General features: G+C 74.8%; 29 protein-coding genes. 19 read left to right on the forward strand and 10 right to left on the reverse strand.

The features are described 5' to 3' along the window. Window positions 1-87 precede the first annotated feature (87 nt). From IGA62_RS24415 to IGA62_RS24435, 5 genes are all read left to right on the forward strand, one after another. Window positions 88-1,980 (forward strand): ABC transporter ATP-binding protein, encoded by a 1,893-nt coding sequence (locus tag IGA62_RS24415; RefSeq protein ID WP_186499897.1) that lies wholly within the window; start codon window positions 88-90, stop codon window positions 1,978-1,980. 117 nt (window positions 1,981-2,097) lie between these two features. Beyond that, on the forward strand, window positions 2,098-4,392 hold the full coding sequence (secA2, locus tag IGA62_RS24420; RefSeq protein ID WP_145818684.1) for an accessory Sec system translocase SecA2: 2,295 nt from the start codon (window positions 2,098-2,100) through the stop codon (window positions 4,390-4,392). Between the two features lie 209 nt (window positions 4,393-4,601). After that, a complete protein-coding gene (locus IGA62_RS24425) occupies window positions 4,602-5,342 on the forward strand; it encodes a GAF and ANTAR domain-containing protein (protein ID WP_145822030.1) in 741 nt (246 codons plus the stop codon). 63 nt (window positions 5,343-5,405) lie between these two features. Then, on the forward strand, window positions 5,406-5,921 hold the full coding sequence (locus tag IGA62_RS24430; RefSeq protein WP_145818683.1) for a DUF2231 domain-containing protein: 516 nt from the start codon (window positions 5,406-5,408) through the stop codon (window positions 5,919-5,921). A gap of 135 nt (window positions 5,922-6,056) precedes the next feature. Beyond that, window positions 6,057-6,809, forward strand: coding sequence for a class I SAM-dependent methyltransferase (locus tag IGA62_RS24435; RefSeq protein ID WP_232625133.1), 753 nt, complete (start codon window positions 6,057-6,059; stop codon window positions 6,807-6,809). Window positions 6,810-6,827: 18 nt separating this feature from the next. Here IGA62_RS24435 and IGA62_RS24440 read toward each other — a convergent pair whose 3' ends face one another. Continuing rightward, window positions 6,828-7,784, reverse strand: a complete 957-nt coding sequence (locus tag IGA62_RS24440) for a DUF3500 domain-containing protein (protein ID WP_186499895.1) — start codon at window positions 7,782-7,784, stop codon at window positions 6,828-6,830. A gap of 50 nt (window positions 7,785-7,834) precedes the next feature. Further along, a complete protein-coding gene (locus IGA62_RS24445) occupies window positions 7,835-8,227 on the reverse strand; it encodes an ankyrin repeat domain-containing protein (protein WP_145818681.1) in 393 nt (130 codons plus the stop codon). Window positions 8,228-8,286: 59 nt separating this feature from the next. On the opposite strand from IGA62_RS24445, the gene IGA62_RS24450 reads away from it, so the two are divergent. From IGA62_RS24450 to IGA62_RS24500, 11 genes are all read left to right on the forward strand, one after another. Next, complete coding sequence (locus IGA62_RS24450; RefSeq protein WP_145818680.1) at window positions 8,287-8,664, forward strand: cupin domain-containing protein; 378 nt, start codon at window positions 8,287-8,289, stop codon at window positions 8,662-8,664. Between the two features lie 112 nt (window positions 8,665-8,776). After that, window positions 8,777-9,220, forward strand: a complete 444-nt coding sequence (locus IGA62_RS24455; protein WP_145818679.1) for a cysteine dioxygenase — start codon at window positions 8,777-8,779, stop codon at window positions 9,218-9,220. A gap of 59 nt (window positions 9,221-9,279) precedes the next feature. After that, window positions 9,280-9,798 (forward strand): rhodanese-like domain-containing protein, encoded by a 519-nt coding sequence (locus tag IGA62_RS24460; RefSeq protein ID WP_145818678.1) that lies wholly within the window; start codon window positions 9,280-9,282, stop codon window positions 9,796-9,798. A gap of 120 nt (window positions 9,799-9,918) precedes the next feature. Beyond that, window positions 9,919-10,404 carry a winged helix-turn-helix domain-containing protein gene (locus tag IGA62_RS30655; RefSeq protein ID WP_332838477.1) on the forward strand — a complete coding sequence of 162 codons (486 nt, stop codon included), beginning with the start codon at window positions 9,919-9,921 and terminating at the stop codon, window positions 10,402-10,404. Between the two features lie 262 nt (window positions 10,405-10,666). Next, a complete protein-coding gene (locus tag IGA62_RS24470; RefSeq protein ID WP_145818676.1) occupies window positions 10,667-11,275 on the forward strand; it encodes a winged helix-turn-helix domain-containing protein in 609 nt (202 codons plus the stop codon). A gap of 62 nt (window positions 11,276-11,337) precedes the next feature. Then, on the forward strand, window positions 11,338-11,976 hold the full coding sequence (locus tag IGA62_RS24475; RefSeq protein ID WP_145818675.1) for a nucleoside/nucleotide kinase family protein: 639 nt from the start codon (window positions 11,338-11,340) through the stop codon (window positions 11,974-11,976). Between the two features lie 219 nt (window positions 11,977-12,195). Further along, complete coding sequence (locus IGA62_RS24480) at window positions 12,196-12,594, forward strand: TraR/DksA family transcriptional regulator (RefSeq protein WP_145818674.1); 399 nt, start codon at window positions 12,196-12,198, stop codon at window positions 12,592-12,594. 58 nt (window positions 12,595-12,652) lie between these two features. After that, window positions 12,653-13,525 (forward strand): DUF72 domain-containing protein, encoded by an 873-nt coding sequence (locus IGA62_RS24485; protein WP_145822028.1) that lies wholly within the window; start codon window positions 12,653-12,655, stop codon window positions 13,523-13,525. 166 nt (window positions 13,526-13,691) lie between these two features. After that, entirely contained in the window at window positions 13,692-14,120 is a 429-nt protein-coding gene (locus IGA62_RS24490; protein WP_145818673.1) for a DUF2267 domain-containing protein, read from the forward strand. A 209-nt stretch (window positions 14,121-14,329) separates the two neighbouring features. Then, window positions 14,330-14,635, forward strand: a complete 306-nt coding sequence (locus IGA62_RS24495) for a hypothetical protein (protein ID WP_091462515.1) — start codon at window positions 14,330-14,332, stop codon at window positions 14,633-14,635. A 6-nt stretch (window positions 14,636-14,641) separates the two neighbouring features. Then, window positions 14,642-15,916 (forward strand): cupin domain-containing protein, encoded by a 1,275-nt coding sequence (locus IGA62_RS24500; protein ID WP_145818672.1) that lies wholly within the window; start codon window positions 14,642-14,644, stop codon window positions 15,914-15,916. Between the two features lie 96 nt (window positions 15,917-16,012). On the opposite strand, the gene IGA62_RS24505 is transcribed toward IGA62_RS24500, so the two are convergent. The 5 genes from IGA62_RS24505 to IGA62_RS24525 form a co-directional block, all read right to left on the reverse strand. Next, on the reverse strand, window positions 16,013-16,678 hold the full coding sequence (locus tag IGA62_RS24505) for a hypothetical protein (RefSeq protein ID WP_145818671.1): 666 nt from the start codon (window positions 16,676-16,678) through the stop codon (window positions 16,013-16,015). Continuing rightward, the gene (locus IGA62_RS24510) at window positions 16,675-19,359 is read right to left on the reverse strand and encodes an FtsK/SpoIIIE domain-containing protein (RefSeq protein WP_145818670.1); all 2,685 of its coding nucleotides are present in this window, start codon (window positions 19,357-19,359) and stop codon (window positions 16,675-16,677) included. The genes IGA62_RS24505 and IGA62_RS24510 overlap by 4 nt, the downstream gene beginning before the upstream one ends. Then, complete coding sequence (locus tag IGA62_RS24515; RefSeq protein ID WP_232624761.1) at window positions 19,352-20,308, reverse strand: hypothetical protein; 957 nt, start codon at window positions 20,306-20,308, stop codon at window positions 19,352-19,354. The genes IGA62_RS24510 and IGA62_RS24515 overlap by 8 nt, the downstream gene beginning before the upstream one ends. Window positions 20,309-20,312: 4 nt before the next feature. Continuing rightward, window positions 20,313-20,573: a hypothetical protein gene (locus IGA62_RS24520; RefSeq protein ID WP_091462511.1), complete on the reverse strand. Its 261-nt coding sequence runs from the start codon at window positions 20,571-20,573 to the stop codon at window positions 20,313-20,315. 133 nt (window positions 20,574-20,706) lie between these two features. After that, entirely contained in the window at window positions 20,707-21,147 is a 441-nt protein-coding gene (locus IGA62_RS24525; RefSeq protein ID WP_232625134.1) for an NYN domain-containing protein, read from the reverse strand. Window positions 21,148-21,241: 94 nt separating this feature from the next. Between IGA62_RS24525 and IGA62_RS24530 the strand changes: the two genes are divergently transcribed. Genes IGA62_RS24530 through IGA62_RS24540 form a run of 3 tightly spaced genes read left to right on the forward strand, consistent with a single transcriptional unit; the run spans window position 21,242 to window position 24,334 of the window. Beyond that, entirely contained in the window at window positions 21,242-23,797 is a 2,556-nt protein-coding gene (locus IGA62_RS24530) for an ATP-dependent Clp protease ATP-binding subunit (RefSeq protein WP_145818669.1), read from the forward strand. 25 nt (window positions 23,798-23,822) lie between these two features. Further along, window positions 23,823-23,984 carry a hypothetical protein gene (locus IGA62_RS24535; protein ID WP_176738115.1) on the forward strand — a complete coding sequence of 54 codons (162 nt, stop codon included), beginning with the start codon at window positions 23,823-23,825 and terminating at the stop codon, window positions 23,982-23,984. Then, on the forward strand, window positions 23,984-24,334 hold the full coding sequence (locus IGA62_RS24540; protein ID WP_145818668.1) for a DUF3140 domain-containing protein: 351 nt from the start codon (window positions 23,984-23,986) through the stop codon (window positions 24,332-24,334). The genes IGA62_RS24535 and IGA62_RS24540 overlap by 1 nt, the downstream gene beginning before the upstream one ends. A gap of 23 nt (window positions 24,335-24,357) precedes the next feature. Here the strand turns inward: IGA62_RS24540 and IGA62_RS24545 are convergent, their stop codons facing one another. The 3 genes from IGA62_RS24545 to IGA62_RS24555 form a co-directional block, all read right to left on the reverse strand. Continuing rightward, window positions 24,358-24,594 carry a hypothetical protein gene (locus IGA62_RS24545; protein ID WP_145818667.1) on the reverse strand — a complete coding sequence of 79 codons (237 nt, stop codon included), beginning with the start codon at window positions 24,592-24,594 and terminating at the stop codon, window positions 24,358-24,360. A gap of 68 nt (window positions 24,595-24,662) precedes the next feature. After that, window positions 24,663-25,634, reverse strand: coding sequence for a LysR family transcriptional regulator (locus IGA62_RS24550; RefSeq protein WP_190289208.1), 972 nt, complete (start codon window positions 25,632-25,634; stop codon window positions 24,663-24,665). Between the two features lie 92 nt (window positions 25,635-25,726). Then, window positions 25,727-26,329 (reverse strand): hemerythrin domain-containing protein, encoded by a 603-nt coding sequence (locus IGA62_RS24555; protein WP_145818666.1) that lies wholly within the window; start codon window positions 26,327-26,329, stop codon window positions 25,727-25,729. Window positions 26,330-26,437: the final 108 nt, after the last annotated feature.

Below are 26,437 nucleotides of genomic sequence, written 5' to 3' on the forward strand. Positions count from 1 at the left end.
GGCCGGCAGCGCCGGCGTCGGCGGCGGGGCGGCAGCGGCGGGCGGTGGGCGGCGCGGTCGGATGTGGAGGGCGGCTACCGTGGTCCGGTGACCACCGGAGCCGCCCCACGCGTCGGACTCGCCGCCCTCCTGCCGTATCTGCGTACCCACCGGGGGACCCTCGTCGTGGTGGGGGTGCTGTCGCTGCTCGGTGCCGGATCGGCGCTCGCCCAGCCGCTGCTCACCCGGGCGCTGCTCGACGCGGTCTCCGCGTCCCGGCCGGTGGGTCCGCTGGTCGGCGTGCTCGTCGCCGCGCTCGTGGTCGGGGCTGTCCTCTACGGTTTCCGCGACTACCTGCTGCAACGCACCGCCGAGGGGCTGGTGCTCACCACCCGGCGCCGGCTCGCCGGCCACCTGCTGCGGCTGCCGATCGCCGAGTACGACCAGCGCCGTACCGGTGACCTGCTCTCCCGGGTCGGTTCGGACACCACCCTGCTGCGGGCGGTGGTCACCTCGGGGTTGTTCGAGCTGGTGACCGGGGTGGTCACCGTGGCCGGCGCGGCCGTCGCGATGGTCCTGCTGGACCCGCTGCTGTTCGGGGTGACCCTCGCCGGGGTGGCGCTCGGACTCGGCTTCGTCCTGACCGTGGCCCGGCGGGTGCGGGACCTGTCCCGCGCCGCCCAGGAGCGCATCGGCGAGATGACCTCCGCGGTCGAACGCGCCATCTCCGCGGCCCGGACCATCCGGGCCAGCCGGGCCGAGGATCGGGAGACCACCACCGTCGTGGCCAGCGCCGAGCAGGCGTACGCGGCGGGACTGCGGGTCGCCCGGGTGCAGGCGGTGGTCGGCCCGGCCGGCTCGATCACGGTCCAGGGGGCGTTCCTGCTGGTGCTCGGGGTCGGCGGGGCCCGGGTGGCCGCCGGTGCGCTCAGCGTCGGCGACCTGGTCGCCTTCATCATGTTCCTCTTCTTCCTGGTCCTGCCGTTGGGCCAGGCGCTCAGCGCGTTCACCCAGCTCCAGACCGGTCTCGGTGCGCTCCAGCGGATCGAGGAGATCCTCGCCGTACCGGCGGAGGGAGCCACCGACGCGCCCCGCCGGGGGGCGTCGGGCGCGGGTCCGGCCGTCGCCGGTGGGCACGCCCCGGACCTCGACGGCGATCGGCGCCCGACTGCCGGCGGTGCGGGCCGCCCGGTCACCGCCGACGGTTCCCGGCCGGTGGCGGCCGACGGTTCCCGGCCGGTTGCGGCCGACGGCCCCCGGCCGGTTGCGGCGGCGATCGAGTTCGACCGGGTCGGCTTCGGCTACCCCGGGGACGGAGCGCCGGTGTTGCACGAGGTCAGCTTCGCCGTCCCCGCCGGGACCCGGACCGCGCTGGTCGGTCCCTCCGGCGCCGGCAAGTCCACCCTGCTGGCGCTGGTCGAACGCTTCTACGAGGTCAGCGCCGGCACGCTGCGGCTGGACGGGGTGGACGTGCGTGACCTGCCCCGCGACGCGTTGCGGTCCCGGCTCGGCTACGTCGAGCAGGAGGCCCCGGTGCTCGCCGGCACGCTGCGGGCGAACCTGCTGCTCACCGCCGCGGACGCCACCGACGAGCGGCTGCTGGCCGTCCTGGACGAGGTCAACCTCGGGCACCTGGTGACCCGGACGGCGCAGGGACTGGACGTGCAGGTGGGGGAGGGCGGCGTGCTTCTCTCCGGCGGGGAGCGGCAACGGCTGGCCATCGCCCGGGCCCTGCTGGCCGGGCCACCGGTTCTGCTGCTCGACGAGCCGACCAGCAACCTCGACGCCCGCAACGAGGCGGCGCTCCGCCGGGCCATCGACGCGGTCGCCGTCCGGCGTACCCTGCTGATCGTGGCGCACCGGCTCTCGACGGTGGTCGACGCCGACCAGATCGTGGTCCTGGAGGGCGGCCGGGTGGTCGCCGTCGGCACCCACGACGAGCTGACCGGCAGCAGCCCGCTCTACCGCGAGTTGGCCGCCCACCAGCTCCTGGTGAGCTGAGCGGGCCGCGCCGACCAGCGTCGATGTCCGGTCCCGCCCTCGGTGCGGCGACACACCGGGGCCGGGCGCGGCGGCCGGGCCGCACGAGCGGGGCCGGGTCGCGTACCGTTGCCGCTCATGGGTGTGTCGCAACGGTTGAAGAGCAGGTTCCGGCGCTTCCTCCAGCGTCCGGGCAGCACGGTCGAGCTGGCTCCGCTGGAGAAGCTGCTGCCGCAGATCGAGGCGCGTGAGGAGGAGCTCGTCGCGCTCGACGACGGCGAGCTGACCGAGGCCGCGCAGGCCGCCTCGGGGTACGTCGAGATCTGTGCGATCGGCCGTGAGGCGGCCCGCCGGGGGCTCGACCAGCGTCCGTACGACGTGCAGCTGCTCGGTGCGATGGCGCTGCTGTCCGGCAAGGTCGCCGAGATGGCCACCGGTGAGGGCAAGACGCTCACCGCGACCGTCGCCGCGTACGGCCACGTCCGGCTCGGCAACGGCCCGGTGCACGTGCTCACCGTCAACGACTACCTGGCCCGCCGGGACGCGCAGTGGATGGAGCCCGTCTACACCCTGCTCGGGCTCACCGTCGGCTGGGTGAACGAGGCCTCCACGCCCGAGGAGCGGCGGGAGGCCTACGCCCGGGACGTCACCTACGTCTCGGTCAGCGAGGCAGGCTTCGACTACCTGCGCGACCAGCTGGTCACCGACGTCGAGGACCGGGTGCAGCCGCCGCTGCGGACCGCGATCGTGGACGAGGCCGACTCGATCCTGATCGACGAGGCCCGGGTTCCGATGGTGCTCGCCGGCGCCGTGCCGGGCGAGCAGGACCCGGTGCACGCGGCCGCCGCGATCGTGCGCGGCCTGCGCCGGGGCAAGCACTACACGGTCGCCGAGGACGGCCGCAGCGCCGCCTTCACCAGCGCCGGCCTGGCCGCGGTGGAGGCCCGGATGGGCGGGATCGACCTGTACGCCGAGGAGAACGTCGCCCAGCTCTCCGCGGTGAACGTGGCGCTGCACGCGCACGCGTTGCTGCACCGGGACGTCGACTACATCGTCCGCGACGGCACGGTGGAGCTGATCGACGAGATGCGCGGCCGGGTCGCCCAGCGCCGCCGCTGGCCCGACGGGCTCCAGGCCGCGGTGGAGGCGAAGGAGGGGCTGGACGCCACGGCCGAGGGCGAGGTGCTCGGCACCGTCACCGTGCAGGCGTTCGTCGGGCTCTACCCGAAGGTCTGCGGGATGACCGCCACCGCCGTGCTCGTCGGCGACCAGCTCCGCGAGTTCTTCTCCCTCGAGGTCGCGGTGATCCCCTCGAACACCCCGTGCGTGCGCGAGGACGAGCCGGACCGGATCTACGCGACCCGGGCGGAGAAGGAGGAGGCGCTGATCGACGAGATCACGCGCTGCCACGAGGCGGGCCGCCCGGTGCTGGTCGGCACCCTCGACGTCAAGGAGTCCGAGCAGCTCGCCGCCGGGCTCAACGCGGCCGGGGTGCCGTGCGTGGTGCTCAACGCCAAGAACGACGACGAGGAGGCGGCGATCATCGCCGAGGCCGGCGCGTACGGCGCGGTCACCGTCTCCACCCAGATGGCCGGCCGGGGCGTCGACATCCGCCTCGGCGGCAGCGACCAGTCCGACCGGGAGCGGGTCGCCGAGCTGGGCGGCCTGTACGTCATCGGCAGCGGCCGGCACGACAGCCGTCGGGTCGACGACCAGCTCCGGGGCCGGGCCGGTCGGCAGGGCGACCCGGGCGGGTCGGTCTTCTTCGTCAGCCTGGAGGACGACCTGGTCGTCCGGCACGCCGGTGACGCCGTCCCGCCGTCGCCCCGGATGAACGCCGACGGCCTGGTCACCGATCCCCAGGTCGACTACGCGGTGGAGCACGCCCAGCGGGTCGCCGAGGGTGTCAACCACGAGATCCACCGCAACACCTGGCGGTACAGCGTGGTGATCGAGCAGCAGCGCAAGGCGCTCGCCGAGCGGCGCGAGCGGCTGCTGACCACCGAGGTCGCCGCGCTGATGCTGCTGGACCGGGTTCCGGAGAAGGCCGGCGAGATGGACGAGGACCTGCTCACCCGGGCCGCCCGGTCGATCGCCCTTTACCACACCGACCGGCTCTGGGCGGAGCACCTCGCCGAGCTCTCCGAGGTCCGCGAGGGTGTGCACCTGCGGGCGCTGGGCCGGCTGGACCCGCTCGACGAGTTCCACCGGGCGGCCGTACCGGCGTTCAACGCGCTGATCCCCGAGATCGAGGCGCGGACCATCGCCACCTTCACCGAGACCGAGTTCGACGAGGACTGGGAGCCGGACGCGGGCCAGCTCGTCCGGCCCAGCGCCACCTGGACGTACCTCGTCCACGACAACCCGTTCGGCTCCGAGCTGGACCGGTTGATCGCCTCGGTGGGACGGCGGCTGAGCAGCGGTTCCCGCTGATCGTCCGGGGCCCCTCCCGGCGTGCGCGCGTTGTCGGGAGGGGCCCGCTCCACCCCGTTTCGGGGTGCGATCCCTGGGGTAGAACGGCGGGTCCGTAACGGCGGGAGACGAGGAAGCATGGGGATGCTGGCGGTACGGGGAGCCGTGTCCGACGCGGTGACGACGGAGGCTTCGCCCCGGTGAACCTCGAGACGCACAAACCGATCGCGGTGAACCTGGAGACGCACGAACCGGTCGCGGAGACCCTGGGTGTGCTGGAGACCGCGGCACTGCTGCGCGAGCTGACCGCGGTCCTGCTCGACACCACCGACTTCGACGAGGCGTTGACCCGGCTGGTCACCGTCGCCCGGGACGCGGTGCCCGGGGTCACCTGGTGCGGGTTCACCGCGCTGCGGGCCGGCGAACCGGCCGGTGTGGCCTCCTCGGACCCGCGCCTGGCCGAACTGGACGACCTGGGGCACGGCCCCGAGTCCCCCGCGATGAGCGCCGTCCACCGTCGGGAGATGGTCCTCTCCGCCGACCTCGCGACGGAGGAGCGCTGGCCGGCCTGGACGGCGCGGGCCCGGGCCCTCGGCGTCCGGGGGGTGCTCGCCGCGCCGGTGGACGTCGACGACCACGTCATCGGCGTGCTCAACCTGTACGCCGACAGGCCGGACGCCCTGACCGCGCGACGTCAGCTCACCGCCATGCTGCTGGCCGAGCACGCCGGACTGTTGCTGGCCGGGGTGCGGGGCCGGGCACATCGGACGGCGCTTGTCGAACAGATCGACGAAACTCTTCTCCAGGAGGGTGTGGTCGGGCAGGCCATCGGTGTCATCATGACCCAGCGGGGCTGTCCCGCGCCGGAGGCGCTCCAGGTGCTGCGCAGCGCCGCCTCGGCACTCTCCATCCCGTTGCGGGAGGTCGCCGAGCGGCTGGTGGTCACCGTCTCCCGGTCCCGGGGGTCCTGACCGTTTCGTCGTGTGGCGCCCCGGGTAGCAACCCCGGGTCGCAGCCGAGCCGGGGGAGGGCACATGCAGAGCCGACTGCGGGTGCACGGTCACCCGATCCAACCCATGCTGGTGACGTTCCCGTTCGGACTCTTCGTCTGCGCGACCCTGTTCGACCTGTTCGAGCTGGCCGGCGGGCCGGACTTCCTCGGCGAGGTGGGCTACTGGACGTCGGTGGCGGCGCTGGTCGCCGCCGCGATGGCCGGGGTCGCCGGAATGGTCGACCTGTGGGACGTACCGGCCGGTCGTACCCGCCGTACCGCGATCAGCTTCAACGTGGTCAACGTCGCGATGGCGGCGATCTTCGTGGTGACCTGCCTGGTCCGGGCCGACGCACCCCGGCGCGGGCCCTCCGCCGCGCTGTTCGTCACCGAGCTGGTCGCGATCGCGGTGGGCGCGGTCGGGGTGGCCCTCGGCGCGCACCTGGTGCGGATCTTCGACCGTGGTCGCGTCGAGGCGGGCGGCCTGGAGTCGCTCGGCGCGGTGACGGGGTCCACCGTGGAACTCCGCCGCTCCTCCGTCCCTCCGGTCAACGGGTGAGCCACCGCGCGGGGCGGTGACGGCAGACGTCGGCCGGTGGCCCGTGAGCGGCCGGTGAACCCGGTGCCGGCCGGGACACCGGCTGCGAAACCGGTTGTCCGGGCCGTCCGGATGGCCGAGACTGCCCCGGTGTCCATCACCGACTTCGACACGCTGGTGGCCGAGGGTGCCGCCGTTCCGCTCCAGGGGTGGGACTTCTCCTGGTTGCACGGTCGGGCCAGCGAGGAACGCGCCCCCTGGGGCTACGCCGGGCTGCTGGCCGACCGGATGGCGCGCGCCGGGGCCGCGCTCGACGTGGACACCGGCGGCGGTGAGGTGCTCGCCGGGATACCCCGGGCACCCCGCCTGCTGGTCGCCACCGAGGCGTGGCCGCCGAACGTCGAGGTCGCCCGCCGTACCCTGCGCAAGCTGGGCGCGGGAGTGGTCGCCGTCGCCGACCGGCCACCGCTGCCCTTCCGGGACGCCGCGTTCGACCTGGTGACCAGCCGGCATCCGGTGCACACCTGGTGGCCGGAGATCGCCCGGGTGCTGCGCCCCGGCGGGCGGTACCTCTCCCAGCAGATCGGCGCCGGCACGGTCCGGGAGCTGTCCGAGGCGCTCGTCGGCCCGCGCCGGGGGCGGGAGACCCAGACACCGCAGTGGGCTCTCGCGGCGGCCGGGGCCGCCGGCCTGCGCGTGGTCGACCTGCGGACGGCCACGCTGCGGACGGTCTTCCACGACATCGCGGCGGTGGTCTACTTCCTCCGCAAGGTGGTCTGGACGGTCCCCGACTTCACCGTGGACCGGTACCGCCCGCAGCTGCGCCGTCTGCACGAGCGGATCGAGGCCGAGGGGGCGTTCGTCGCCCACGCCCGGCGCTTCCTGGTCGAGGCGGTCAAGCCGGGCTGACCGGGGGACCCCGCTGGCTCAGTGGTCGCGGGGGTGGGCCTCGGCGTGGTGCGCGGCGAGCAGGTCCGCGCCGAAGTCCGCCGACGGGCGACGCAGCACGGTGTGTGCGTGGTTGCCGTCGGCGGCGGTGTTGTCGTACTCGATCAGCAGGTCCTCGCCCTGGACCCGGTAGTAGTGGCGTTGCCCGGGCGCGGTCGGGCCGGCCCAGGCGAAGTGCAGCTCCCCACCGTCGAGCCGGCGGGCCTCCCGGGCGGCCAGTTCCGGCGGGAGCCGGTCCAGGTAGAGAGCGACCAACTGGTCGAGCAGCGCCCGGCCGGTCGGCCCGAGCCGGCTGGCGGGCACTCCGAGGGGGTCGATCCGTCCGGGCGCGTTCGGGCGGGTGGCGCTGATGATGTCGTCGGGGGCGTGGGCGTCCACGACGGCGGCGGCGCGGGCGGACGCACCCATCGCGTCCAGCAGGGCCCGCGCCAGGTCCTCCTCGGCGGCGAGCGGCCGGGAGACCGTACGGCCGGCGTGGCGGACGGCGGCGGGGTTCGCGCCGAGGAAGACCGGGGCGGCGGCCACCCGGTCGTCCACCACGGTCATGCTGACCGACAGGTGGTGTCCCTCCACCCGCCAGGACCAGCGGTCGTCGTGCGCCGGATCGCCGAAGACGGCGACCCAGTAGTCGTCGCTGTGTCGGCCCCGACGCCACCCCTCCGCCCGGTCGAGCACCTCCTCCAGGGCCATGATCGCCATGGCCTGGGCGTACGCGTGCGGGCTCAGCGCGGTGGCGAGCAGGCGGTGGGTGGCCTTGCGGGCGGCCCGGTCCAGGTCGGCCAGGCAGACCCCGGGCCGGGGACGCGGCCGGTACTCCAGGTGGCGTCGGGCGTCGTCGTCGAAGAGGTGCGCGGCGCGGGCGCGGGTCGGGCCGTCGAGGGCGGCCAGCAGCGCCCCGGCGGCGGTGCGCATCTGTTCGGGCAGGGGATCCTCCACGGTCTCCTGTATACCGGCTGCGGGCCCCGCCGTACCGCGGTCGGGGCGGGTCAGTCCCGGGCGAGCAGCGCCAGCATCTCCGGCAGGTCGAAGAAGCGGGCGACCTCCGCCGCCGACGGTGTGCCGTGGTCCGGGTCCGCGCCGGCGTCGAGCAGCGCCCGGACGGTGGGGAGGCTCTTGCGGAACACGGCGGCGGCGAGCGCGGTCTGCCCCCGGTCGTTGGTACGGCCGTGGTCGGCGCCCCGGGCCAGCAGGGCGGTGACCGTCTCCGGGTGGGCGTGGTACGCGGCGAGGATGAGCAGCGTGTCGCCCTTGTCGTTGGTCAGGTTGACCGGCAGCCCGGCGTCGACCTGCCCGGCCAGCTCCTCCGTGACGCCGCCCCGGGCCAGGTCGAACATCCGGTGGGCGAAGGCGAGGGTCTCGTCGTCGAGTTCGTCGGTCACCCCGCCAGCCTAGTCACGGCGGCTGTTAGCCTGCTGCGCCACGACGGGGAGGGGAGGACATGGACGAGACCGTGTACGTGGGCAACGCGGGGGCGGACGGGGCCGGCAACGGTGGCTGGCTGCTGGGGCACTTCATGCCCGTCGACGACCCGCGCCACAGCACCGACGTGGAGGTGAAGTGGGGGGTGCACGGGGCGGGGGAGAGCCGGTCCCGGTGGGCCACCGACGAGTGCCGTACCGCCCTGCTGGTGCTGGTCAGTGGGGCGTTCCGGGTGGAGCTGCCGGACCGGACGGTCCGCCTGAGCGAGCCCGGTGACTACGTGCTCTGGGGGCGGGGCGTCGACCACTCCTGGTACGCCGAGCGGGAGTCGGTGCTGGTCACGGTCCGCTGGCCCTCGGTCCCCGGCTACCGGGTGGAGCCGCCGGTCCGGCGCTGAGCCAACGTGCCCGCCATCGGTGTCCCAGTACTCGGGAAAGCATACTAATCCGCTAGGTTTTAGCGGTTATTCTGGGTCCGCTTCCGTCGCCCCGCGTCACGAGGACCCCGCCATGGACCATCCGTACGAGCCGGACCTGCTCGCCGTCGCCCGCCGGCACGCCGTGCCGTCCCTGCCGGTGCGGTTCGACCCCGCGCAGCGGTGGTACGCCCGGCTCGCGTCCGGACCGGACCACGAGGTCTGGCTGCTCACCTGGCTCCCCGGGCAGGGCACCGACCTGCACGACCACGGCGGCTCCGCCGGTGCCTTCCTGGTGGTCTCCGGCGCGCTGACCGAGGAGGTCGTCGCCGGTGGACAGTTGCGCCCCCACCTGCTCGCCGCAGGAGTCGGCCGCCGGTTCGGCCCGCGACACGTGCACCGGGTGACCAACCGGGGAGACCGGCCGGCGGTGAGCCTGCACGTCTACCGCCCGGCCCTGCACCGGATGACCCGCTACCACCTCACCGACGGCCGACTCCGGGTCGCCGAGGTCGCCCTCGCCGGCGTCGCCTGGTGAGGCCCCGACCCCGTCGCCCGCCTGGCGTCCGCGACCCCCGTTGCCCCGGAGGACCCACGATGCACCCGACCCGCCACTGTCCGCCCACCCCGTCCGTCACCGCGCCTCCCGGCCCGTCCGCCGTGCCGCCTCCCGGCTCCCGGGGGATCGACCAGATCCTCGCCGCCGCCCGGGCCCGGCTGCACCGGCTCGACCCGGAGCGGGCCCACCTGGCCCACCGGCGGGGCGCGCTGCTGGTCGACATCCGGCCGGCCGCCCAGCGGGCCGCGCACGGCAGCGTCCCGGGTGCGCTCGCCATCGAACGCAACGTCCTCGAGTGGCGCTTCGACCCGCGCTGCGCCGCGCGGCTGCCGCAGGTCGTCGACTACGACCTGCGGGTCGTGATCCTGTGCCAGGAGGGCTACACCTCGTCGCTCGCCGCGGCCGCGTTGCAGGACATCGGCCTGCACCGGGCCACCGATGTCGTGGGCGGCTTCGCCGCCTGGTCCATCGCCGGGCTACCCACGCTCGGCCCGACCGTCCTGCGGCCCAGCGCGTCAACCCTCGCGCCGGTGGCCGTCCGACCCACGCCGTACTGACCGCCGACCCCGGCGCGTCGCGCGGCACCCGAACAGGGAGGCAGCATGTCCGTCTTCGTCACGTCCGCGCACCCGACACCCCGCCTGGTCGCACCGCCGCGGCCCCGGGCGACCCCGGTCCTGACCATCACCGTCGACGTCGCGCCCGATGCGGTGACCCCCCGCCTGGTCGAACTGCTCAACGAGTTGGCCGCCACCGGCGAGGGGGTCCTGCGGGTGCACGGCGCGGACCGTCCGCCGGCTGCCGTCCCCGTCGCCGTGCGCGGCCCGGAACCGACGCCCCGACCCCGCCCGTCCGGGCCGGGCACGCTGGTCCTCTCGGTCGCCGCGCGGAACGTGCGCCGGGGCTCCCGGGTCCTCGGCCTGACCCGCATCGAGTTCGACCTGCTGCTCTTCCTCGCCGAGCACCCACGCCGGGTCTTCACCCGGCGGCAACTGCTGGCCGGCGTCTGGGGCCACGAACACTCCGTCACGCGAACGGTGGACGTGCACGTCCGCCGGCTGCGCGCCAAGGTCGGCGAGGACGTCCCGCTGGTGACCACCGTCCACGGAGTCGGTTACCGGCTCGCCGACGACGCCCCTCTGCTCATCGACCGCGACCACTGAGGCCACCGGCCGGCCCGGATCTCCCCCAAGCGCCGTCAGAAGGATGTGAAAGCCGCAAGGCACCCCCGCATCGGATCATCCCGGCCCTTCTGCTGTAATCATCAAGCGCCGTACGCAGAGCGAGCAGTCGGCTCCGATGAGTTCGCCGATTGTCACATTCCAGCAACACGGCCGCCCTTGATTCTCGTACAGGGACCGGGAAATATCGATCACAGGAGCGTTCCCGGGCCGTGGGGAGACACTGGACCAGCCAAGGAGGACCATGTCGGTCAGCCCCGCCTCGTCGCGCGCCGGATGGCATACGTCCCAGCCCGTGGTTCCCGGTCGTCCTCCCGCCGGTCAGCGTCGACCCTCCAGCACAGCGGCCCCGGTCCTCACCGTGACCCTGTCCATCCCGTTGGCCTCCGAGGAGGCGCTCACCCCGCCCGCCCGCCGGCTGCTCGAGGCGGCCCGGGAGTTGCTGGAACGGGGGGAGGGGATCGTCACCACCGGCCCCGCCCAGGAGCGCCGCCCGGATCCCGTTCCGGCCGGCCGGACGCCGTCCCGGCCCTCGGCCGCCCCGACCGTGCCGGCGCTGCACATCCTCGCCGCCTCCCGGTCGGTGCTGCGCGACGGGGAGCCGTTGCCGCTGACCCGGTTGGAGTTCGACCTGCTGCTGCACCTGGTGGTCCACCCCCGGCGGGTCTTCACCCGGCTGCAACTGCTCAACGCCGTCTGGGGGTACGAACACGCCGGGGTGCGCACCGTCGACGTGCACGTCCGGCGGCTGCGCGGCAAGGTCGGGGTGGACGTCCCCCTGGTCACCACGGTCTACGGCGTCGGCTACCGGCTCGCCGACGACGCGCGGGTCACCGTCGACCGCACCGGCTGACGCCGTCCGGCTCCGTCGCGTGGTCCGGGGTGTGCCTCGGCCCGGTCCGGCACCATGGGCGGATGCGGATCCGACCGATCTCACCCGAACGGCTCGTCGTCGCGTTGACCGACCGGCTGGTCGGCACCCCGGTCGCCGGCCGGTTGCGGGTCGCGGTGGACGGCCCGCCCGCCGCCGAACCGGACGCCCTGGCCGGGGCGCTGGTCGACCCGCTGCGCGCCGCCGGCCGTCCGGTGCTGCACGTCCGCACCGCCGACTTCCTCCGCCCGGCCTCGGTCCGCCTGGAACACGGCCGCACCAACCCCGACGCGTACTACCTGGGCTGGTTCGACGAGGCCGGGCTGCGCCGCGAGGTCCTGGACCCGGCCGGTCCCGCCGGCACCGGCCAACTGCTGCCCTCGCTCTGGGACGCCCGCACGGACCGGGCCAGCCGGGTCGGGTACGTGCGTCTCCCGCCCGGCGGGGTGGTCCTGGTCAGCGGCCCGCTGCTGCTCGGCGGCGGGCTCCCGTTCGACGTCACCGTCCACCTGGCGCTCTCGCCGGCCGCGCTGCGCCGCCGCACCGAACCCGAGCAGGCGTGGACCCTGCCCGCCTTCGCCCGCTACACCGAGGAGGTCGCCCCGGAGTCCTTCGCCGACGTGGTGGTCCGGGTCGACGACCCCCGGCACCCGGCACTGGTCGATCCCGCCCCGACGCGGTGAGCAGCCGGAACCCGGGGCGCGGCGGCCGGGGGGCCGCCGTCGGCGGGGACCGCGTCGGCCGGGGCGCGGACCGGGCGGGTCGACGCCGGCCCGACCGCCGGAGAGTCGCCGGTTTGATCCTCGCGGGGCCTGGGTAATCGCCCGGCTCACAAGCGGACCGTCGCCGGGTGTACACCCGGTTGTCCGGGGTCCGACGAGCCCGAGGAAAGGCAGACAGCGATGCTCGTCCACGACACGGTCGGAACGGGGCGATCCCAGGAGGATATCGACCGGATCCGCCTCGCCCTGCAGGCCCGCTACGACGAACTCTCCGGGGAGTACGAGCAGACCATGCAGGAGAGCCAGGTGCTCCGGCTGGTGGAGGTCGGCGACACCGCCGGGGACGACCAGGCCGACAGCGGCACCAAGACCGCCGAACGGGACACCGCGCAGTCCCTGCTGCGGACCATCCTCGACCGGCGGGCGCAGTTCGAGCACGCCCTGGCCCGGCTGGAGGAGGGCACGTACGGCCACTGCGAGGGCTGCTCCGACCCGATCCCGGTCGAGCGGCTGGAGATCTTCCCGTCCGCCACCACGTGCGTCAGCTGCAAGCAGTCCCGGGAACGGCGGGCCGCCTGAGTCCGGTCACGCCACCCACCGCCCCGGTCGCACCGCCGGGGCGGTGGAGTTGACCGCCGTGGGCCGGATCCTGGTCGGCACCGCCTCCTGGACGGACGCGACCCTGCTCGAATCCGGGTGGTACCCGCCGGACGCGGACACCCCGGAGAAGCGGCTGGCCCACTACGCCAGCCGGTTTCCGCTGGTCGAGGTGGACGCCACCTACTACGCGCCCCCGGCCGAGCGGACCGCCCGGCTCTGGGCCGAGCGCACCCCGGCCGGGTTCACCTTCAACGTCAAGGCGTTCAGCCTCCTCACCGGACACCCCACCCGGGTGGCCGCCCTGCACAAGGACCTGCGCCCGGAGACGGAGAAGCGGCACCTCTACCCGGGCGACCTGCCGGCCCAGGCGTACGAGGAGGTCTGGACCCGGTTCCTCACCGCCCTGGACCCGCTGGTCGCCGCAGGCCGGCTCGGCGCGCTGCTGTTCCAGTTCCCGCCCTGGTTCACCATCCGGCGGGAGAACAAGCAGTACCTGCTGGAGGTGGCGCGGCGGTGTGCCCCGCTGCGTCCGGCCTTCGAGTTCCGGCACGCCTCGTGGTTCGCCGGGGACAACGCCGACGAGACCCTCGACTTCCTGCGCCGGCACGAGCTGACGTACGTCTGCGTGGACATGCCCCAGGGACACCGCTCGTCGGTCCCACCGGTGCTCGCGGCCACCACCGACCTGGCCGTGGTCCGGTTCCACGGCCACAGTGACAAGTGGACCAGCAAGGACATCCACGAGAAGTTCGGCTACCACTACTCGGACCGGGAACTGCGCGCCTGGGCGCCGAGGCTGCGCGAACTGGCCGGGCGGGTCGAGCGCACGCACGTGCTCCTGAACAACTGCTACCGCGACTACGCGCAGACCAACGCGGCCACGCTGGCCCGGCTGCTCGACGTCGACTGAACCACCCCGGCCGCGCACCTCGGACGCCGGCCACCGGCCCGATTCACCCGGTGGGGGTGACGCTGCCTCACCCGGTCCCCGGCGATCGTGGCGATGGTGTGCGGTTACCGCCGCGCACGCCGCGACGACCATGGACGGTGGGAGACCGACGGACGGGGGTGGGCACATGGCTAACGAACCGAACTCGGTGTTCGAGTCATCGCTGGACAAGACCAATCTGATCCTCAAGGACATCGAGCAGGCCTACGGCTGGTCGAAGGAGCGCCGGAACCAGTCCTTCGCGGCCCTGCGCACGGTGCTGCACCTGCTGCGCGACCGGATGCCGGTGCAGGAGAGCGTGGAGTTCTCCGCGCAGCTGCCGGTGATGGTCCGGGGGGTCTACTTCGACGGCTGGGACCCGTCGAACGTGCCGGTCAAGCTCAACCGGGACGACTTCCTCTACGAGGTCCGGCAGGGCTTCCCGTACGAGACGGACGGTGGCCCGGAACGGGTCGTGCAGGTGGTGCTGGACACCCTGCGCCGGCACGTCACCCAGGGCGAGTGGGACGACGTACGTGCCACCATGCCCCGCGACCTGGCCCGGATGATTCCCTGAGCCAGCTCGCCCGGCCCGACGGCCCGCGGTTGGGCCGTCGGGGCGGCCGGGCATCCCGTGCCGGACCACCGACCGGTTGACCGGAACCGCCGGTACGCCCGGGAGGAGCCACCTACCGTGTGGTTAGAGAAGATCGCGCGGCGGGTACCACCGGCTGCACGACGAGACCCCGTCCCCAGGACGGGGCGGCGACTTCCGAGGGAGCACCGATGGCACTGAACGACGACGACATCAACACGACCAGCGGCGGCGGCCTGGAAGGTCCGGCCGACGGCGGTGCCACCCCCGGTCACCAGGACGGCGGTGCCGACGGCGGCGCGGAGGGTCCGGCCGACGGTGGCGCGACTCCGGGCCAGCAGGACGGTGGCGCCGACGGCGGCGCGGAGGGTCCGGCCGACGGTGGCGCGACCCCGGGCCAGCAGGACGGCGGCGCCGACGGCGGCGCGGAGGGTCCGGCCGACGGCGGGGCCACCCCGGGCCAGCAGGACGGCGGCGCCGACGGCGGCGCCCGGTAACCGGCAGTGACGACCATCGACCCGCCGGGCGGCCCTGGCCGCCCGGCGGTGCCGTCCGCCGCCGTCGCCGCGCTCGCCCGGTGCGTGGCCGTCGAACCGGCGAAGTTCGCCGCCGCCCACTGGGGACGCACCCCGCTGCTGTCCCGCGCCGACGAACTGCCCAACCCGGCCGGCTTCACCGACCTGTTCAGCCCCGCCGACGCCGACGAACTGCTCAGCCGGCGCGGGCTGCGTACCCCCTTCCTCCGGATCGCCCGCGACGGCCAGCTCGTGCCGGCGGCGCGCTGGACCGGCGGTGGTGGGGCCGGCGCCGAGATCGGCGACCAGGTCCTCGACGAACGCGTCCTCCAGCAGTACGCCGACGGCGCCACCCTGGTCCTCCAGGGGCTGCACCGCACCTGGCCGGCGTTGATCGACCTGGCCCGCGACCTGGGCCTCGCCGTCGGGCAGCCGTTGCAGGTCAACGCCTACCTCACCCCGCCGGGCAACCAGGGCTTCGCCACCCACTACGACACCCACGACGTCTTCGTGCTCCAGGTCGACGGCCGCAAGCGCTGGCGGATCCACCCGCCGGTGCTGCCCGACCCGCTGGAGCGGCAACCGTGGGGCGGCCGGGCCGACGAGGTCTCGGCCACCGCCGAGGGGCCGGCCGCGCTGGACGTGGTGCTCGCCCCCGGCGACGCGCTCTACCTGCCCCGGGGCTGGCTGCACAGCGCCCAGGCGCAGGAGTCCAGCTCGCTGCACCTGACCATCGGCGTCCGGGCGCTCACCCGGTACGCGATCGTCGAGGAGCTGCTCGCCCTCGCCGCCGAGGACCCGCGCCTGCGGGCCACCCTCCCGTTCGGCGTCGACGTGGCCGACCCCGACGCGATCGAACCCGAACTGACCGAGACGGTGGAGGCGCTGCGGGACTGGCTGCTGCGCGCCGACCCGACGGCGGTCGCCGGCCGGCTCCGGCAGCGGGCCTGGCCCGCCGCCCGCCCCGCGCCGATCCGCCCGCTGGCCCAGGCCGCCGCGATCCGCGAGCTGAGCGTCGACAGCACCCTCACCGTCCGGCCCGGACTGCGCTGGCAGCTCGTCCCGGACGGCCCGGAGCGGGTCGCGCTGCGCGTCTTCGACCGCACCGTCTCGCTGCCGGCGCAGTGCGCCGAGGCGGTACGGGCCCTGCTCACCGGTGCCGTCCGGCGCGCCGGCGACCTGCCCGGCCTGGACGACGACGCCGATCGGCTCGTCCTCGCCCGGCGGCTGCTCCGCGAGGCCGTCCTGGTCCCCGCCGCCTGACCGGCCACCTGCCCGGCCCGCCGCCGCAGCCCGGCCCCACCGTCCGGCCCGACCGCGGCCCGGCCCGCCGCGTCGTGCGGCCGTCCGGTGACCGGGTCAGCGGGCGACGGTGAACAGGAGCGCGGTGGTGACCAGGCCGGCTGCCAGCACGATCGCCATCGGACGGGGGCCGAGCAGGGCGTGTCGCCGGTCGGCGAGCAGCTTCGCCGGCCCCAGTCCGATCAACGGCCCGAGCAGCGAGAGGACCAACGCGATCACCGGCAGCCCCACGGCCAGGTCACCGCCGTACCGCTCGCCCGCGACCCGCGCGCCGGCCCCCACCGCGTACGCCACCACCGCGCCCAGGACCCCGCAGAGCGCCAGCAGCGGGTTCACCGACCCGGGCAGGTCCCCCGGCTGCCGGGTGCGGTCCAGCAGCTCGCGCGCCCGGTCCAGCAGCACCGTCGGGTCACCCGAGGCACCCCGCGCCGGCCCCGGCGGGTCACCCAGGCGCCGGGCCCCGGCACCCAGCCGGCCGCGCAGCACCTGCCACAGGTGGTTCGCCTCGGTGTCGACCCGCTCCACCAGTTCGGTGGCCTCGGCGACCTCTGCCTCGGCCCGCCGGACCTGCTCGGCGGCCTCCCGGACGGCCCGTTCGGCGGCGGCGCACTGCCGCTCGTGCCAGCTCTCCGCCTCGGCGCGCTGCGTCGCCGCCCGCGCGGTCAGCTCCGCCAGCCGACGGAGGCAGGCGGCGTACGACTCACTGGTGACCGGTTCGTTCATCGGGGGAGTCCATAGGGGATGATCGTCTGCCCGGTACGGTGCACCGCCCGGTCGAAGAAGAGCCCCCGCCACGGGCGCGGGTACCAGTCCGGACCACCGGTGCCCGGGTACAACGACGACCCCAGCTCGCCGCCCTGCACGTCCAGCGCCACCCACGCCCCGATCTGGTCGGTCCGCGACGCCGGCCCACCCAGGTCGATGCGCATCCGGGCCACGCCCCGCCACCAGGCCAGCACATGGGTACGCCGTTCCGGCCCGTCGTGCAGGATCTGCCGCAGGTGCTCCAGCCCGGTTCGCCGGCCGACCCGCGCGCCCAGCCGGCCGGCCGCCGCGTCGACCGCGTAGAGCAGCAGGTAGTGCGGGGTGGCCGGGGTGCCCGGCGCGGTGAGCGCCTCGGCCGTCTCGGCCATCAGCTCCGGCACCGTCTCCTCGTCGTACCAGGCGGCGTCGTCGGCGAGGTCGGAGTAGAGGGTGCGGGCGGCGTGGTCGGCGTCCGGGTCGAGACAGGCGATGGAGAACCGGGCCGAGCCGGGTTCGTGCTGGCGGGCCAGCGACCGCCCGGCCGCGTCGAGCACCGCGCACGCCTCGTCGACCCGGGTGCCCAGCACCGCCAGGTTCCGTCCGGGTGCCCGGGGCAGCCGCAGCGCCGCCGAGCGGGCCTGCACGTCGATGATCTCTCCGAGCAGGGCGACCGGGCCGCGTGGCCCGCCCGGCTGCCGGGCCGGGGTCAGGGCGCGGTGGTCGGGGGCGTCGGCGAGCCGGGGGATCGCGTCGCCGTCGAAGAGGCGGGCCGGGGCGGCGTCCGGCGGGCGCATCCGCCACAGCCGGTGCTGGAGTTCGCTCCAGGTCTCCCACTCGCTGGCCGACGGGATACGGGCCACCTGGTTGCCCTCCACCATGCCGGACTCCGCGTTGATCACCGCGTGGTGCCGGGGCAGGGACTGGGCGGCGTCGTTGCGCTCGGCGAGGATGCGCAGCGCCTTCGGCAGCGCGATCCGGAGGGTGAACTGGGCGACCAGCGCGGGACGGCCCCACAGCGCCTCGATGCCGCGCACGTCCTGTGAGGCGAGCACCAGGTGGATGCCCTGCGAGCGGCCCCGCCGGGCCAGGTCCTCCAGCAGGTCGGCGGCCTCCCGGGCGACCACGTCCCGGCCGGCGAGCAGCATCTGGAACTCGTCGACCACCGCCACGATCCGGGGCCAGTGCCCGGTCGGGTCGACCGCCCGCAGCTCGGAGAGCTTGGTGACCTCGTGCTGCTTGGCGGCGTCGGCCCGGCGGCGCAGCTCCTCGGCGAGGAAGCGCAGCAGGGCCAGGCCGAACTCCCGGTCGGTGTTGACGTTGATCCCGACCAGGCGCATGTGCGGCAGCCAGCTCGGGTCCCGCCGCCCCTGCGCGAACCGGGCGAAGGACACCCCCTCCTTGAAGTCGAGCAGGTAGAACTCCAGCTCGGCGGGGGAGTAGCGGGAGGCCAGGGCCCCGATCCAGGCGAAGATCAGGTTGGTCTTGCCGGTGCCGGAGGGACCGCCGATCAGGGCGTGCGGCGGGTAGTCGCCGAGGGTCAGCAGCACCGGGCGGCCACTGGGCCCCTCGCCGATCGGCGCGACCAGGGCGGTCGACGAGTCCTCCTTCCACATCTGCTCCGGCGGCGGGAGCAGCTCGGTGAACGGGGTCGGGGCCGGTCCGGCGGCGACCGTGCCGGCCACCTGCCGGCACGTCTCGGTGACCAGGGGCGCCGGGGGCGGGGGGTCGAGGCGGACCGGCAGGCCGGTCGGCCCGCCGATGCGGACGTCGCCGGGGGCGACCAGGACCCGCTGCACGGTCGGGTCGTCCGGCAGTGGGATGCCCCGGACCACCAGGTGCACCCCGCAGGCCGCCCCGGTCCGGACCACCCGGTCGAGCTGGCCGCGCTCGTGCCGGGACAGTTCGTCCCCGCCGAGCAGCACGGCCACCCGCCACGGCTCCGGCCGCCGCCCGGTCGCCAAGGCCAGTTCCCGCAGGGAGGAGTGCTCCCCGGCCAGCACGGTCTCGTTGATCCGGCGGATCTGCTCCACCAGGTCGTCCAGCAACCGCGCCAGTCCACCCGGGCCGACGAAGGTGAGCAGCCCGGCGGTGCCGAGCGGGGCGAACCCGGCCAGGCCGCCGCCGAGGTGCTCCGGGTCGTACCCGATCAGCCGGACCGTGCCCGGCTCGGCCCGGCCGATGCTGCGCAGCAGCAGCGCCGAGACCACCGCGTCGCCGCCGGGGCTGTGGTCGCCGGAGAGGTGGACGTGCCCGGCGTCCAGCAGCGGCACCAGCGCCGGCACCGGTTCCGCACCGGGGATCCGGACGGTGCCGATCCGGACCGCGCCGGGCGGTTCGGCCCGTCCGGCCGGGGTGGGCGTCCACCGCGCCCAGTCGGCCGACGCCGCACCCGGGGCCTCCCGCTCGGCGGCGGCAGCGGCCAGCCGGGCCAGCTCCGCGATCCGTGCGGTGTACCGGGAGTCGATCTCGGCGAGCCGGCGGTCCCGTTCGGTGCCGACCCGTTGCGGCACCGTCGCGGCGGCCCGCCGCACCCGTGCCAACCGGTCCTGCCCGGCGTCCAGCTCGCCCCGCGCGGCGGACAGCCGGCCCCGGGCCGAGCCCAACGCCTCGGAGAGCAGCCCCCGGACGCGCCCCACCAACTGGGCTCGACGGTCAGCCATGCGGACCGGTCCTGCCGCGTGTGGGGTCGGTGGCCGCCCGGGGCGGCGGCGCGCCCGCGTCCCGGTCGGATCCGGCCGGTGGCCGCTCGTCGTCGGGCCGCTCGGGCGGCAGGTCCCGGCCGAGCCGGGCCAGCAGCAGTCCGGTCACCACCCCGGCGGTGACCGCCGGGTCGGCCGGGTGCGGCTGCTCGTCGTCGGAGCGCTGCCGGGGCGGGGGCATCCGGCAGACCCGGGTCAGCACGGTCTCCAGCACCGGCGGCGGCAGGCCGGGCAGCAGGTCACGCACCCGACCGTCCAGCTCGTTGCGCAGTTTCGGCAGGTCGGTGGCCTTGGGCGGGTGTCCCAGCAGGTCGCTGGCCAGCTCCCGCAGCAGTGGCGGCGTCACCGTCGCCAGGCCCAGACCGACGTCGGCGTGCGCCCGGCGCAACTCGGTGTGCAGTCGGGTCCGGTCGCCGGCCTTCACCCCGCCGACCACCCGGCGCAGCAGTTCCCGGGAGTCGGCCACCTGCTCGTCCGGACCGGCCGGCTCGCCCTCCGAGCCGCCGGTCAGCTCCGCCACCCGCACCGCCCACCAGCGGCGCACCGCCGGGGCGGGAGTCGGTTCCCCGGCCGGGTCCCCGTCCGGCGGTGCGGCGTCCCGGGGCGCGTCGTGCGCCGGCTGGCGGGGCTGCGGCTTCGCCGCCGGGGCGCCGTCCGCCCCGAGGCCGATGGCGGCCAGATAGCTGGCGAGCTGCTCCTGCGCCACCCGCAGGGCGTGCCCGGCGGATTCGGCGTGCTCCACGGCGGCGGACAGCTCCGGCACCCCCATCGGGTTCGACGACTCCTGCCGGACCCAGCGCAGCCGCTCGGCGGCCAGGGCGAACTTCTCCAGTGCCTGGGCCAGCGGCGCCAGCGGCAGCTCGTCGGAGGCGGCGCGGACCTGGGCTCCGATGTCCTCGATGATCGACATGGGCTCAGAGCGTCGAGACGTAGAGCTGCGCCTGTTCCACCGCGACCAGCGTCGCGGCGAGACACTCCTCCAACTCCTGGCTGGCCTGGGTCAGCGAGGCCTGCGCGGCCTCGACGGTCTCGTGCCCGCTGCCCTCCAGCGCGCCGGCGAGGGTCTGCTGTGCCTCGGCCAGCTTCTCACCGGCTGCCTGCACCGCTGTCTGACCTTCACCGATCTGCTGGAGCGCGACATCGATGGCGGCCTTGAGCTCGGCGACGCTCGCCACGGTGAAACCTCCTGGGGGGCGGGGAGGACTCCATTAGAGCCTATTCCGGTGTGGGAGAGAACATCCGCCCTGTGGGTGTTACCGCCCCGCTGTCCGCTTGCCGCCGGTCAGGGCCGGCCGGGTTCGACCACGGTCAGGCCGGCCGGGTCGGATCCGGTGACCCGGGCACGGCGGGGGCGCGTCCCGGCGTGTCACGCTCGCCGCGCAGCCAGCGGGGTCCGTACACCTCCGCGCCCAGTGCCCGGACCCGTTCCCGTAGCACCCGGTCCGCGGTCACCACCAGCCGTCGGCGTCCGGTCTCGGCGCCCACCAGTTCCACGATCGCGTCGTCGCCCGACCCGGCGGCGGACACCACCCGCACCCCCTCGGTGGCCGGTACGTCCCGCGCGACCCCCTCGACCACCAGCACCACCTCGGCCGGCGCCGGCAGTTCCGGCGGTACGCCCCGACCGCCCACCGGCACCAGCCGGTCCCGCAGCCGGGTGGTCGCGCCGACCCGGTCCCGCCACCAACCGTCGGGGCGGCTCCCGACGACGTTGGCGGCGTCCACGATCAGCAGCGGGGTCGTCTCCATGTCCCCACCCTGCCATCCGGACGCGTTTGTCGGGGCCACCCTCGGGTAGCCCTGCGTGTCGATCCTGTCGCCGCCGATCTCGGGAGGACTGCTCATGTGGGGACCCGCTGACTTCGGCGCCGACCCGTGGGACGAGTTCCTGGCCCGCTACTTCGGCCGGGGGGAGGGCGGTGGCCGACCCGCGCACCGGGTCGACATCACCCGTCTGATGACCGCCGACGCGCGGGAGTTGCTGGCCGACGCCGCCCGCCGCGCGGCCCAGCGGCGTAGCAACGACCTGGACACCGACCACCTGCTCTGGGCGGCCCTGCAACGCCAGGCGCTACGCGACCTGATGAACCGGGCCGGTGCGGATCCGGACACCCTGCTCAACGCGCTCGGCGGCCGGGGCGACGGGGCGCCCGGCGGCGAGGTGCCGCCGAACCTCTCCCTCACCCCGGCGGCCAAGCGGGCGCTGCTCGACGCCCACCAGCTCGCCCGGGCGATCGGGGCGAACTACATCGGCCCCGAACACATCCTCATGGCCCTGCCGCTCAACCCGGAGTCGCCGGCCGGGCGGATGCTGGCGGCCGGGCGGATCCAACCGGAGTCCCTGCAGGCGGCGGGGACGGAGCGGGGACCGATGAGTGGCGCACGACCGGACCGGGGCACACCGACCCTGGACCAGTACGGCCAGGACCTGACCGACCTCGCCAAGGCCGACCGGATCGACCCGGTGATCGGCCGCGGCGACGAGATCGAGCAGGCCGTGGAGATCCTCTCCCGCCGTACCAAGAACAACCCGGTGCTGATCGGCGAGGCCGGCGTCGGCAAGACCGCGATCGTCGAGGGGCTGGCCGAGCGGATCTGCGACGGCGACGTGCCGCAGACGCTGATCGGCAAGCGGGTCATCCAGCTCGACCTGGCCGGACTGGTCGCCGGCACCCGCTACCGGGGCGACTTCGAGGAACGGCTGAAGAAGGTGATCGACGAGATCCGCGCCCACCGCGACGAGTTGATCATCTTCCTGGACGAGATCCACACCCTGGTCGGGGCCGGTGGGGCCGGCAGCGAGGGGGGCATGGACGCCTCCAACATGCTCAAGCCCGCGCTGGCCCGGGGCGAGCTGCGGGTCATCGGCGCGACCACGCTGGACGAGTACCGGCGCAGCATCGAGAAGGACGCCGCGCTGGCCCGCCGCTTCCAGCCGGTGCTCGTGCCGGAGCCCACCGTCGAGGACACCGTCGCCATCCTGCGTGGCCTGCGCGACCGGTACGAGGCCCACCACCAGGTCCGGTTCACCGACGAGTCGCTGGTCGCCGCCGCCGAACTCGCCGACCGGTACGTCACCGACCGCTACCTGCCGGACAAGGCGATCGACCTGATCGACCAGGCCGGCGCGCGGGTGCGGCTGCGGACCCGGACACCGGCGGCGGACGTGCGGGAGCTGGAACGCCAGCTCGACGAGGTGCGCCGGGACAAGGAGCAGGCGGTCGCCGACGAGCAGTACGAGCGCGCCTCCGCGCTGCGGGACCGGCTGCAGGAGATCGAGGAACAGATCAGGGCGGCCAGGGGCGAGACGGACGCCCCGCAGGTGCCCGAGGTCGGGCCGGCGGAGATCGCCGAGGTGGTCTCCCGGGCCACCGGTATCCCGGTCAACCAGCTCACCGAGGAGGAACGGGACCGGCTGCTGCGCCTGGAGGGGCACCTGCACGAACGGGTGGTCGGCCAGGAAGACGCGGTGAACGCGGTCGCCGAGGCGGTCCGCCGCTCCCGGACCGGGCTGGCCGATCCGGACCGGCCGATGGGCAGCTTCCTCTTCCTCGGTCCCACCGGCGTCGGCAAGACCGAGCTGGGCCGGGCCCTGGCGGAGGCGCTGTTCGGCGACGCCGACCGGATGGTCCGGCTGGACATGAGCGAGTTCGGGGAACGGCACATGGTCAGCCGGCTGGTCGGCGCGCCCCCCGGCTACGTCGGGTACGAGGAGGCCGGCCAGCTCACCGAGGCCGTCCGGCGTCGCCCGTACGCGGTGGTGCTGCTCGACGAGATCGAGAAGGCGCACCCGGACGTGTTCAACATCCTGCTCCAGGTGCTCGACGACGGCCGGCTCACCGACAGCCAGGGCCGGACGGTGAACTTCCGGAACACCGTGCTGATCATGACCAGCAACCTCGGCTCGGAGCTGATCACCGGGGCCAGCCGCAGCGTCGGCTTCGGTGCCGGGGAACCCGGCACCCCGCAGGAGACGGACGAACTGCGCGAGCGGCTGATGCGCCGGCTCCAGGAGAACTTCCGTCCGGAGTTCCTCAACCGGATCGACGAGATCATCGTCTTCCGCCGGCTCGAGGCGGAGCAGTTGCGGCAGATCACCGGCCTGCTGCTGGAGGAGACCCGGCGCCGGCTGCACGCGCAGGACATCACCGTCGACGTCACCGAGGCGGGCGTCGACTGGCTCGCCGAGCAGGGTCACCAGCCCGAGTTCGGGGCCCGTCCGCTGCGCCGGACGATCCAGCGCGAGCTGGACAACCGGCTGTCCCGGATGCTGCTCGAGGGGGACATCTCACCCGGCCAGCGGGTGACCGTGGACGCCCGGGACGGTGAGCTCGCCTTCGACGTGGCCGCCGGCGAGCGGGGCGGGTACCGGCCGGCGACGACCACCCATCCCCGATGACCGTCCCGACGAACGGAGGCCGCCGGTGAGCGAGCCCGAGGAGAGCCAGGACGACGTGGAGCCCACCGAACGCATCGAGGCTCCACCGACGGCGAACCCGACCCGGGTCCAGGTGCCGCCGGAGGGGCCCGCGGCCCTGCCGGAGAACGTGCGACCGGCCGATCCCGGCCCTGCAGAGGAGGCGTGATGGCACGCGAGACGCGAGTCGACGCGGACGTGGAAGTGCTCTGGGACGACTTCCACGCGCGGGTGAACATGCCCTCGGAGCAGTTGCGGCAGTGGCTGCTCACCCGTGGCTCGGGGGAGGAGGCGTTCGGCCCGAACCCCGACCTGGACCTGCCCGAGCCGGGCCGGCACATCCTCGCCGTGCTCCGCAAGCGCAAGGTGGACCTCACCGGGGAGGACATCCGGGTCATGCAGGACGCCGTGGCCCGGATCGACGCCCTGACCTCGGACCGGCCGGCCGGCGGCAACGCCGACGACGGGTGGCGGCACGCCCTGCTCGACCTGGGACACGACCCGCTCGCGGAGCGCTGACCACGGCCCCGGTCAACCCGGGTTCACTCCGGTTCGATGCTGGCCACGGTCAGGCCGAGCGCGTCCACCGCGGCCTGCCGGTCGGCGCGGGCGCGCTCCTCGCGACTGAGCAGGGTGGCGTACTCGGCGACGTGCTCCGGACCGGGGGTGGCCGGCAGGGTGCGCAGGAACGACTCCACGTCACGGGCGGCGACGGTGTGCGCGGCGGCGGCCCGGCGGGCGGTCTCCCGGTCGTCGCCGGGGCGGTCAGTGTCGGTCATGTCCACCCTGTACCCGTTCGCCGCGACTTCGCACCCGGCGGCCCGGCTTCCGCCGCCCCGACCCCGGCCTACACCGGAGTGCGCTGCCGCGCCCCGAACTCGGGGTTGTCCAGCAGCCACTCCAGGTACGCCGGGTGCGGCGCGAGGGCGTCGGTGTACGCGGCCGTCGCCGTCGCCAGCACCCCCTTGGCGAACCGGGCCGCCGGGGACTCCGGGTGCCAGCCCAGCAGCAACCGCCAGCGCAGCGGGTTGCCGGCCAGCCGGCGGGTCACCAGGCCGGGCACCGGCCGGAAGGTGGCCTGGCACAGCGCCACCGCCACGCCCGCCTCGACCAGGTCCATGCAGACGCGCACGTCCGTCTCGTACACCTTGCGGGGGGTGAAGCCGGCGCGTGCGCACGCGGCGGCGAAGCAGTCGCCGAAGCAGCCGTCGCCGGGCGCGGCCACCCACTGCTCGCGCCGCAGCTTCTCCAGCGGGACCTCGTCGCCGTCGGCGAGCGGGTGGGACTCGGGCAGCAGCACGAAGACCGGGTCGACGGCCACCTCCCGCCAGCTCAGCCCGAACTCCGCCGACGGCGCGGCGTCGCCGCACACCCCGGTCAGCACGTAGTCCAGCCTGCCGTTGAAGACCAACTGGGACAGCTCGTCGACCGACCACGAGGCGTACGTGCTGATCGGCGCGGCGGGCTGCTCGGCGGCGATGCGGTGCACCAGCCGGCCCAGGATCGGACTGTTCACCCCGCCGAACCGGTACCGGCTCAACGCGTCCCCGGCACTGGCCAACCGGGCCGCCTCGTCCTGGAGGCCCTTCATCGCCGGCAGCAGCACCCGGGCCCGGGCCAGCACCAGCTCGCCCAGCGCGGTCGGCCGGGCGCCGCGCCGGTCGCGGTCGAACAACGCACCGCCGAGCGCCCGCTCGATGCGCTGGAGCTGCGCGGTGAGCGCCGGTTGTGCCAGTCCGAGGGTCGAGGCCGCCTTGGTCACGCTGCCGGTCTCCGCGATCGCGCAGACCACCCTGAGATGTCGCAACTCCAGGTTCATGACGTGACGGTATGACCGAGTCGGGACTTCCGGAAGACCTTTCGTGTTTCGAAGAGTTCCGATGGATGGCGGAACCTGGGCAGTGGGCCTGGTCAATCCCGGTCGAGGTCGGCCGGATATGTCGGGCGGCCGGTGACCGCGTCGCGGATCTTGTCGACCACCCCGACCGCCGGCTCGACGATCCGGTTCCACGGTGGAGCGGTCGGCGTCCCGGAATGCGGACGGGTCGGGGCCGCCTCCTCGGCGATGGCGAACCGGTTGCCGAGCCGGATCAGCTCCTCCTCGGTGGCCACCCCGCGCAGCCGGCCCAGGGCCGGCTCCACCGCCGCCACGTGCTGCCGCCAGCGGCGGCGTACGTCGGCGGCGTGTTCCGGGTCGGCCGCCCGGACGGCCCGCCGCAGGGCCGTGTCGGTCTCGACGTCGCGGTCGGCCAGTTCCGCGCCGTCGGGCAGCGCGCCGCGCAGCGCCGGGTAGAGGTACTGCTCCTCGCCGGAGAGGTGCCGGGACACCTCGGCGGTGAACACGTCGGCCACCGCGCGTCGCCGGTCGGCGTCCGTGGCCGGGTCGGCCAGCTCCTCGACCAGCGCGGTGAGCCGCCGGTGTTCCTCGTCGACGACGTCGACCACGCTCCGGCCGCCGGGACGGTACCCTTCGTCACCCTCGGCGGGCGGCAACGGCGGCAGCGGGACGCTCATGGGTGCCTCCTCGCACGGAGCGGACCCGACCGGCGGCGAGCGGCGCCGACGCCGGGCGGTACGGGACGCCAGCGGCGGTACCCGACCGGCAGCCGTCCGAAACCGGCC

Source organism: Micromonospora sagamiensis (assembly GCF_014680085.1).
GTDB lineage: Bacteria > Actinomycetota > Actinomycetes > Mycobacteriales > Micromonosporaceae > Micromonospora > Micromonospora inyonensis.

What these genes read in the sequence shown, in the direction of transcription:
- IGA62_RS24525 (WP_232625134.1), bottom strand. Translation starts at nt 21,147, where the DNA reads ATGGAGACGACCCCGCTGCTGATCGTGGACGCCGCCAACGTCGTCGGG.
- IGA62_RS24460 (WP_145818678.1), top strand. Translation starts at nt 9,280, where the DNA reads ATGCACCCGACCCGCCACTGTCCGCCCACCCCGTCCGTCACCGCGCCT.
- secA2 (WP_145818684.1), top strand. Translation starts at nt 2,098, where the DNA reads ATGGGTGTGTCGCAACGGTTGAAGAGCAGGTTCCGGCGCTTCCTCCAG.
- IGA62_RS24430 (WP_145818683.1), top strand. Translation starts at nt 5,406, where the DNA reads ATGCAGAGCCGACTGCGGGTGCACGGTCACCCGATCCAACCCATGCTG.
- IGA62_RS24530 (WP_145818669.1), top strand. Translation starts at nt 21,242, where the DNA reads ATGTGGGGACCCGCTGACTTCGGCGCCGACCCGTGGGACGAGTTCCTG.
- IGA62_RS24540 (WP_145818668.1), top strand. Translation starts at nt 23,984, where the DNA reads ATGGCACGCGAGACGCGAGTCGACGCGGACGTGGAAGTGCTCTGGGAC.
- IGA62_RS24555 (WP_145818666.1), bottom strand. Translation starts at nt 26,329, where the DNA reads ATGAGCGTCCCGCTGCCGCCGTTGCCGCCCGCCGAGGGTGACGAAGGG.
- IGA62_RS24545 (WP_145818667.1), bottom strand. Translation starts at nt 24,594, where the DNA reads ATGACCGACACTGACCGCCCCGGCGACGACCGGGAGACCGCCCGCCGG.
- IGA62_RS24450 (WP_145818680.1), top strand. Translation starts at nt 8,287, where the DNA reads ATGGACGAGACCGTGTACGTGGGCAACGCGGGGGCGGACGGGGCCGGC.
- IGA62_RS24515 (WP_232624761.1), bottom strand. Translation starts at nt 20,308, where the DNA reads ATGTCGATCATCGAGGACATCGGAGCCCAGGTCCGCGCCGCCTCCGAC.
- IGA62_RS24505 (WP_145818671.1), bottom strand. Translation starts at nt 16,678, where the DNA reads ATGAACGAACCGGTCACCAGTGAGTCGTACGCCGCCTGCCTCCGTCGG.
- IGA62_RS24550 (WP_190289208.1), bottom strand. Translation starts at nt 25,634, where the DNA reads ATGAACCTGGAGTTGCGACATCTCAGGGTGGTCTGCGCGATCGCGGAG.
- IGA62_RS24490 (WP_145818673.1), top strand. Translation starts at nt 13,692, where the DNA reads ATGGCTAACGAACCGAACTCGGTGTTCGAGTCATCGCTGGACAAGACC.
- IGA62_RS24470 (WP_145818676.1), top strand. Translation starts at nt 10,667, where the DNA reads ATGTCGGTCAGCCCCGCCTCGTCGCGCGCCGGATGGCATACGTCCCAG.
- IGA62_RS24455 (WP_145818679.1), top strand. Translation starts at nt 8,777, where the DNA reads ATGGACCATCCGTACGAGCCGGACCTGCTCGCCGTCGCCCGCCGGCAC.
- IGA62_RS24480 (WP_145818674.1), top strand. Translation starts at nt 12,196, where the DNA reads ATGCTCGTCCACGACACGGTCGGAACGGGGCGATCCCAGGAGGATATC.
- IGA62_RS24475 (WP_145818675.1), top strand. Translation starts at nt 11,338, where the DNA reads ATGCGGATCCGACCGATCTCACCCGAACGGCTCGTCGTCGCGTTGACC.
- IGA62_RS24495 (WP_091462515.1), top strand. Translation starts at nt 14,330, where the DNA reads ATGGCACTGAACGACGACGACATCAACACGACCAGCGGCGGCGGCCTG.
- IGA62_RS24510 (WP_145818670.1), bottom strand. Translation starts at nt 19,359, where the DNA reads ATGGCTGACCGTCGAGCCCAGTTGGTGGGGCGCGTCCGGGGGCTGCTC.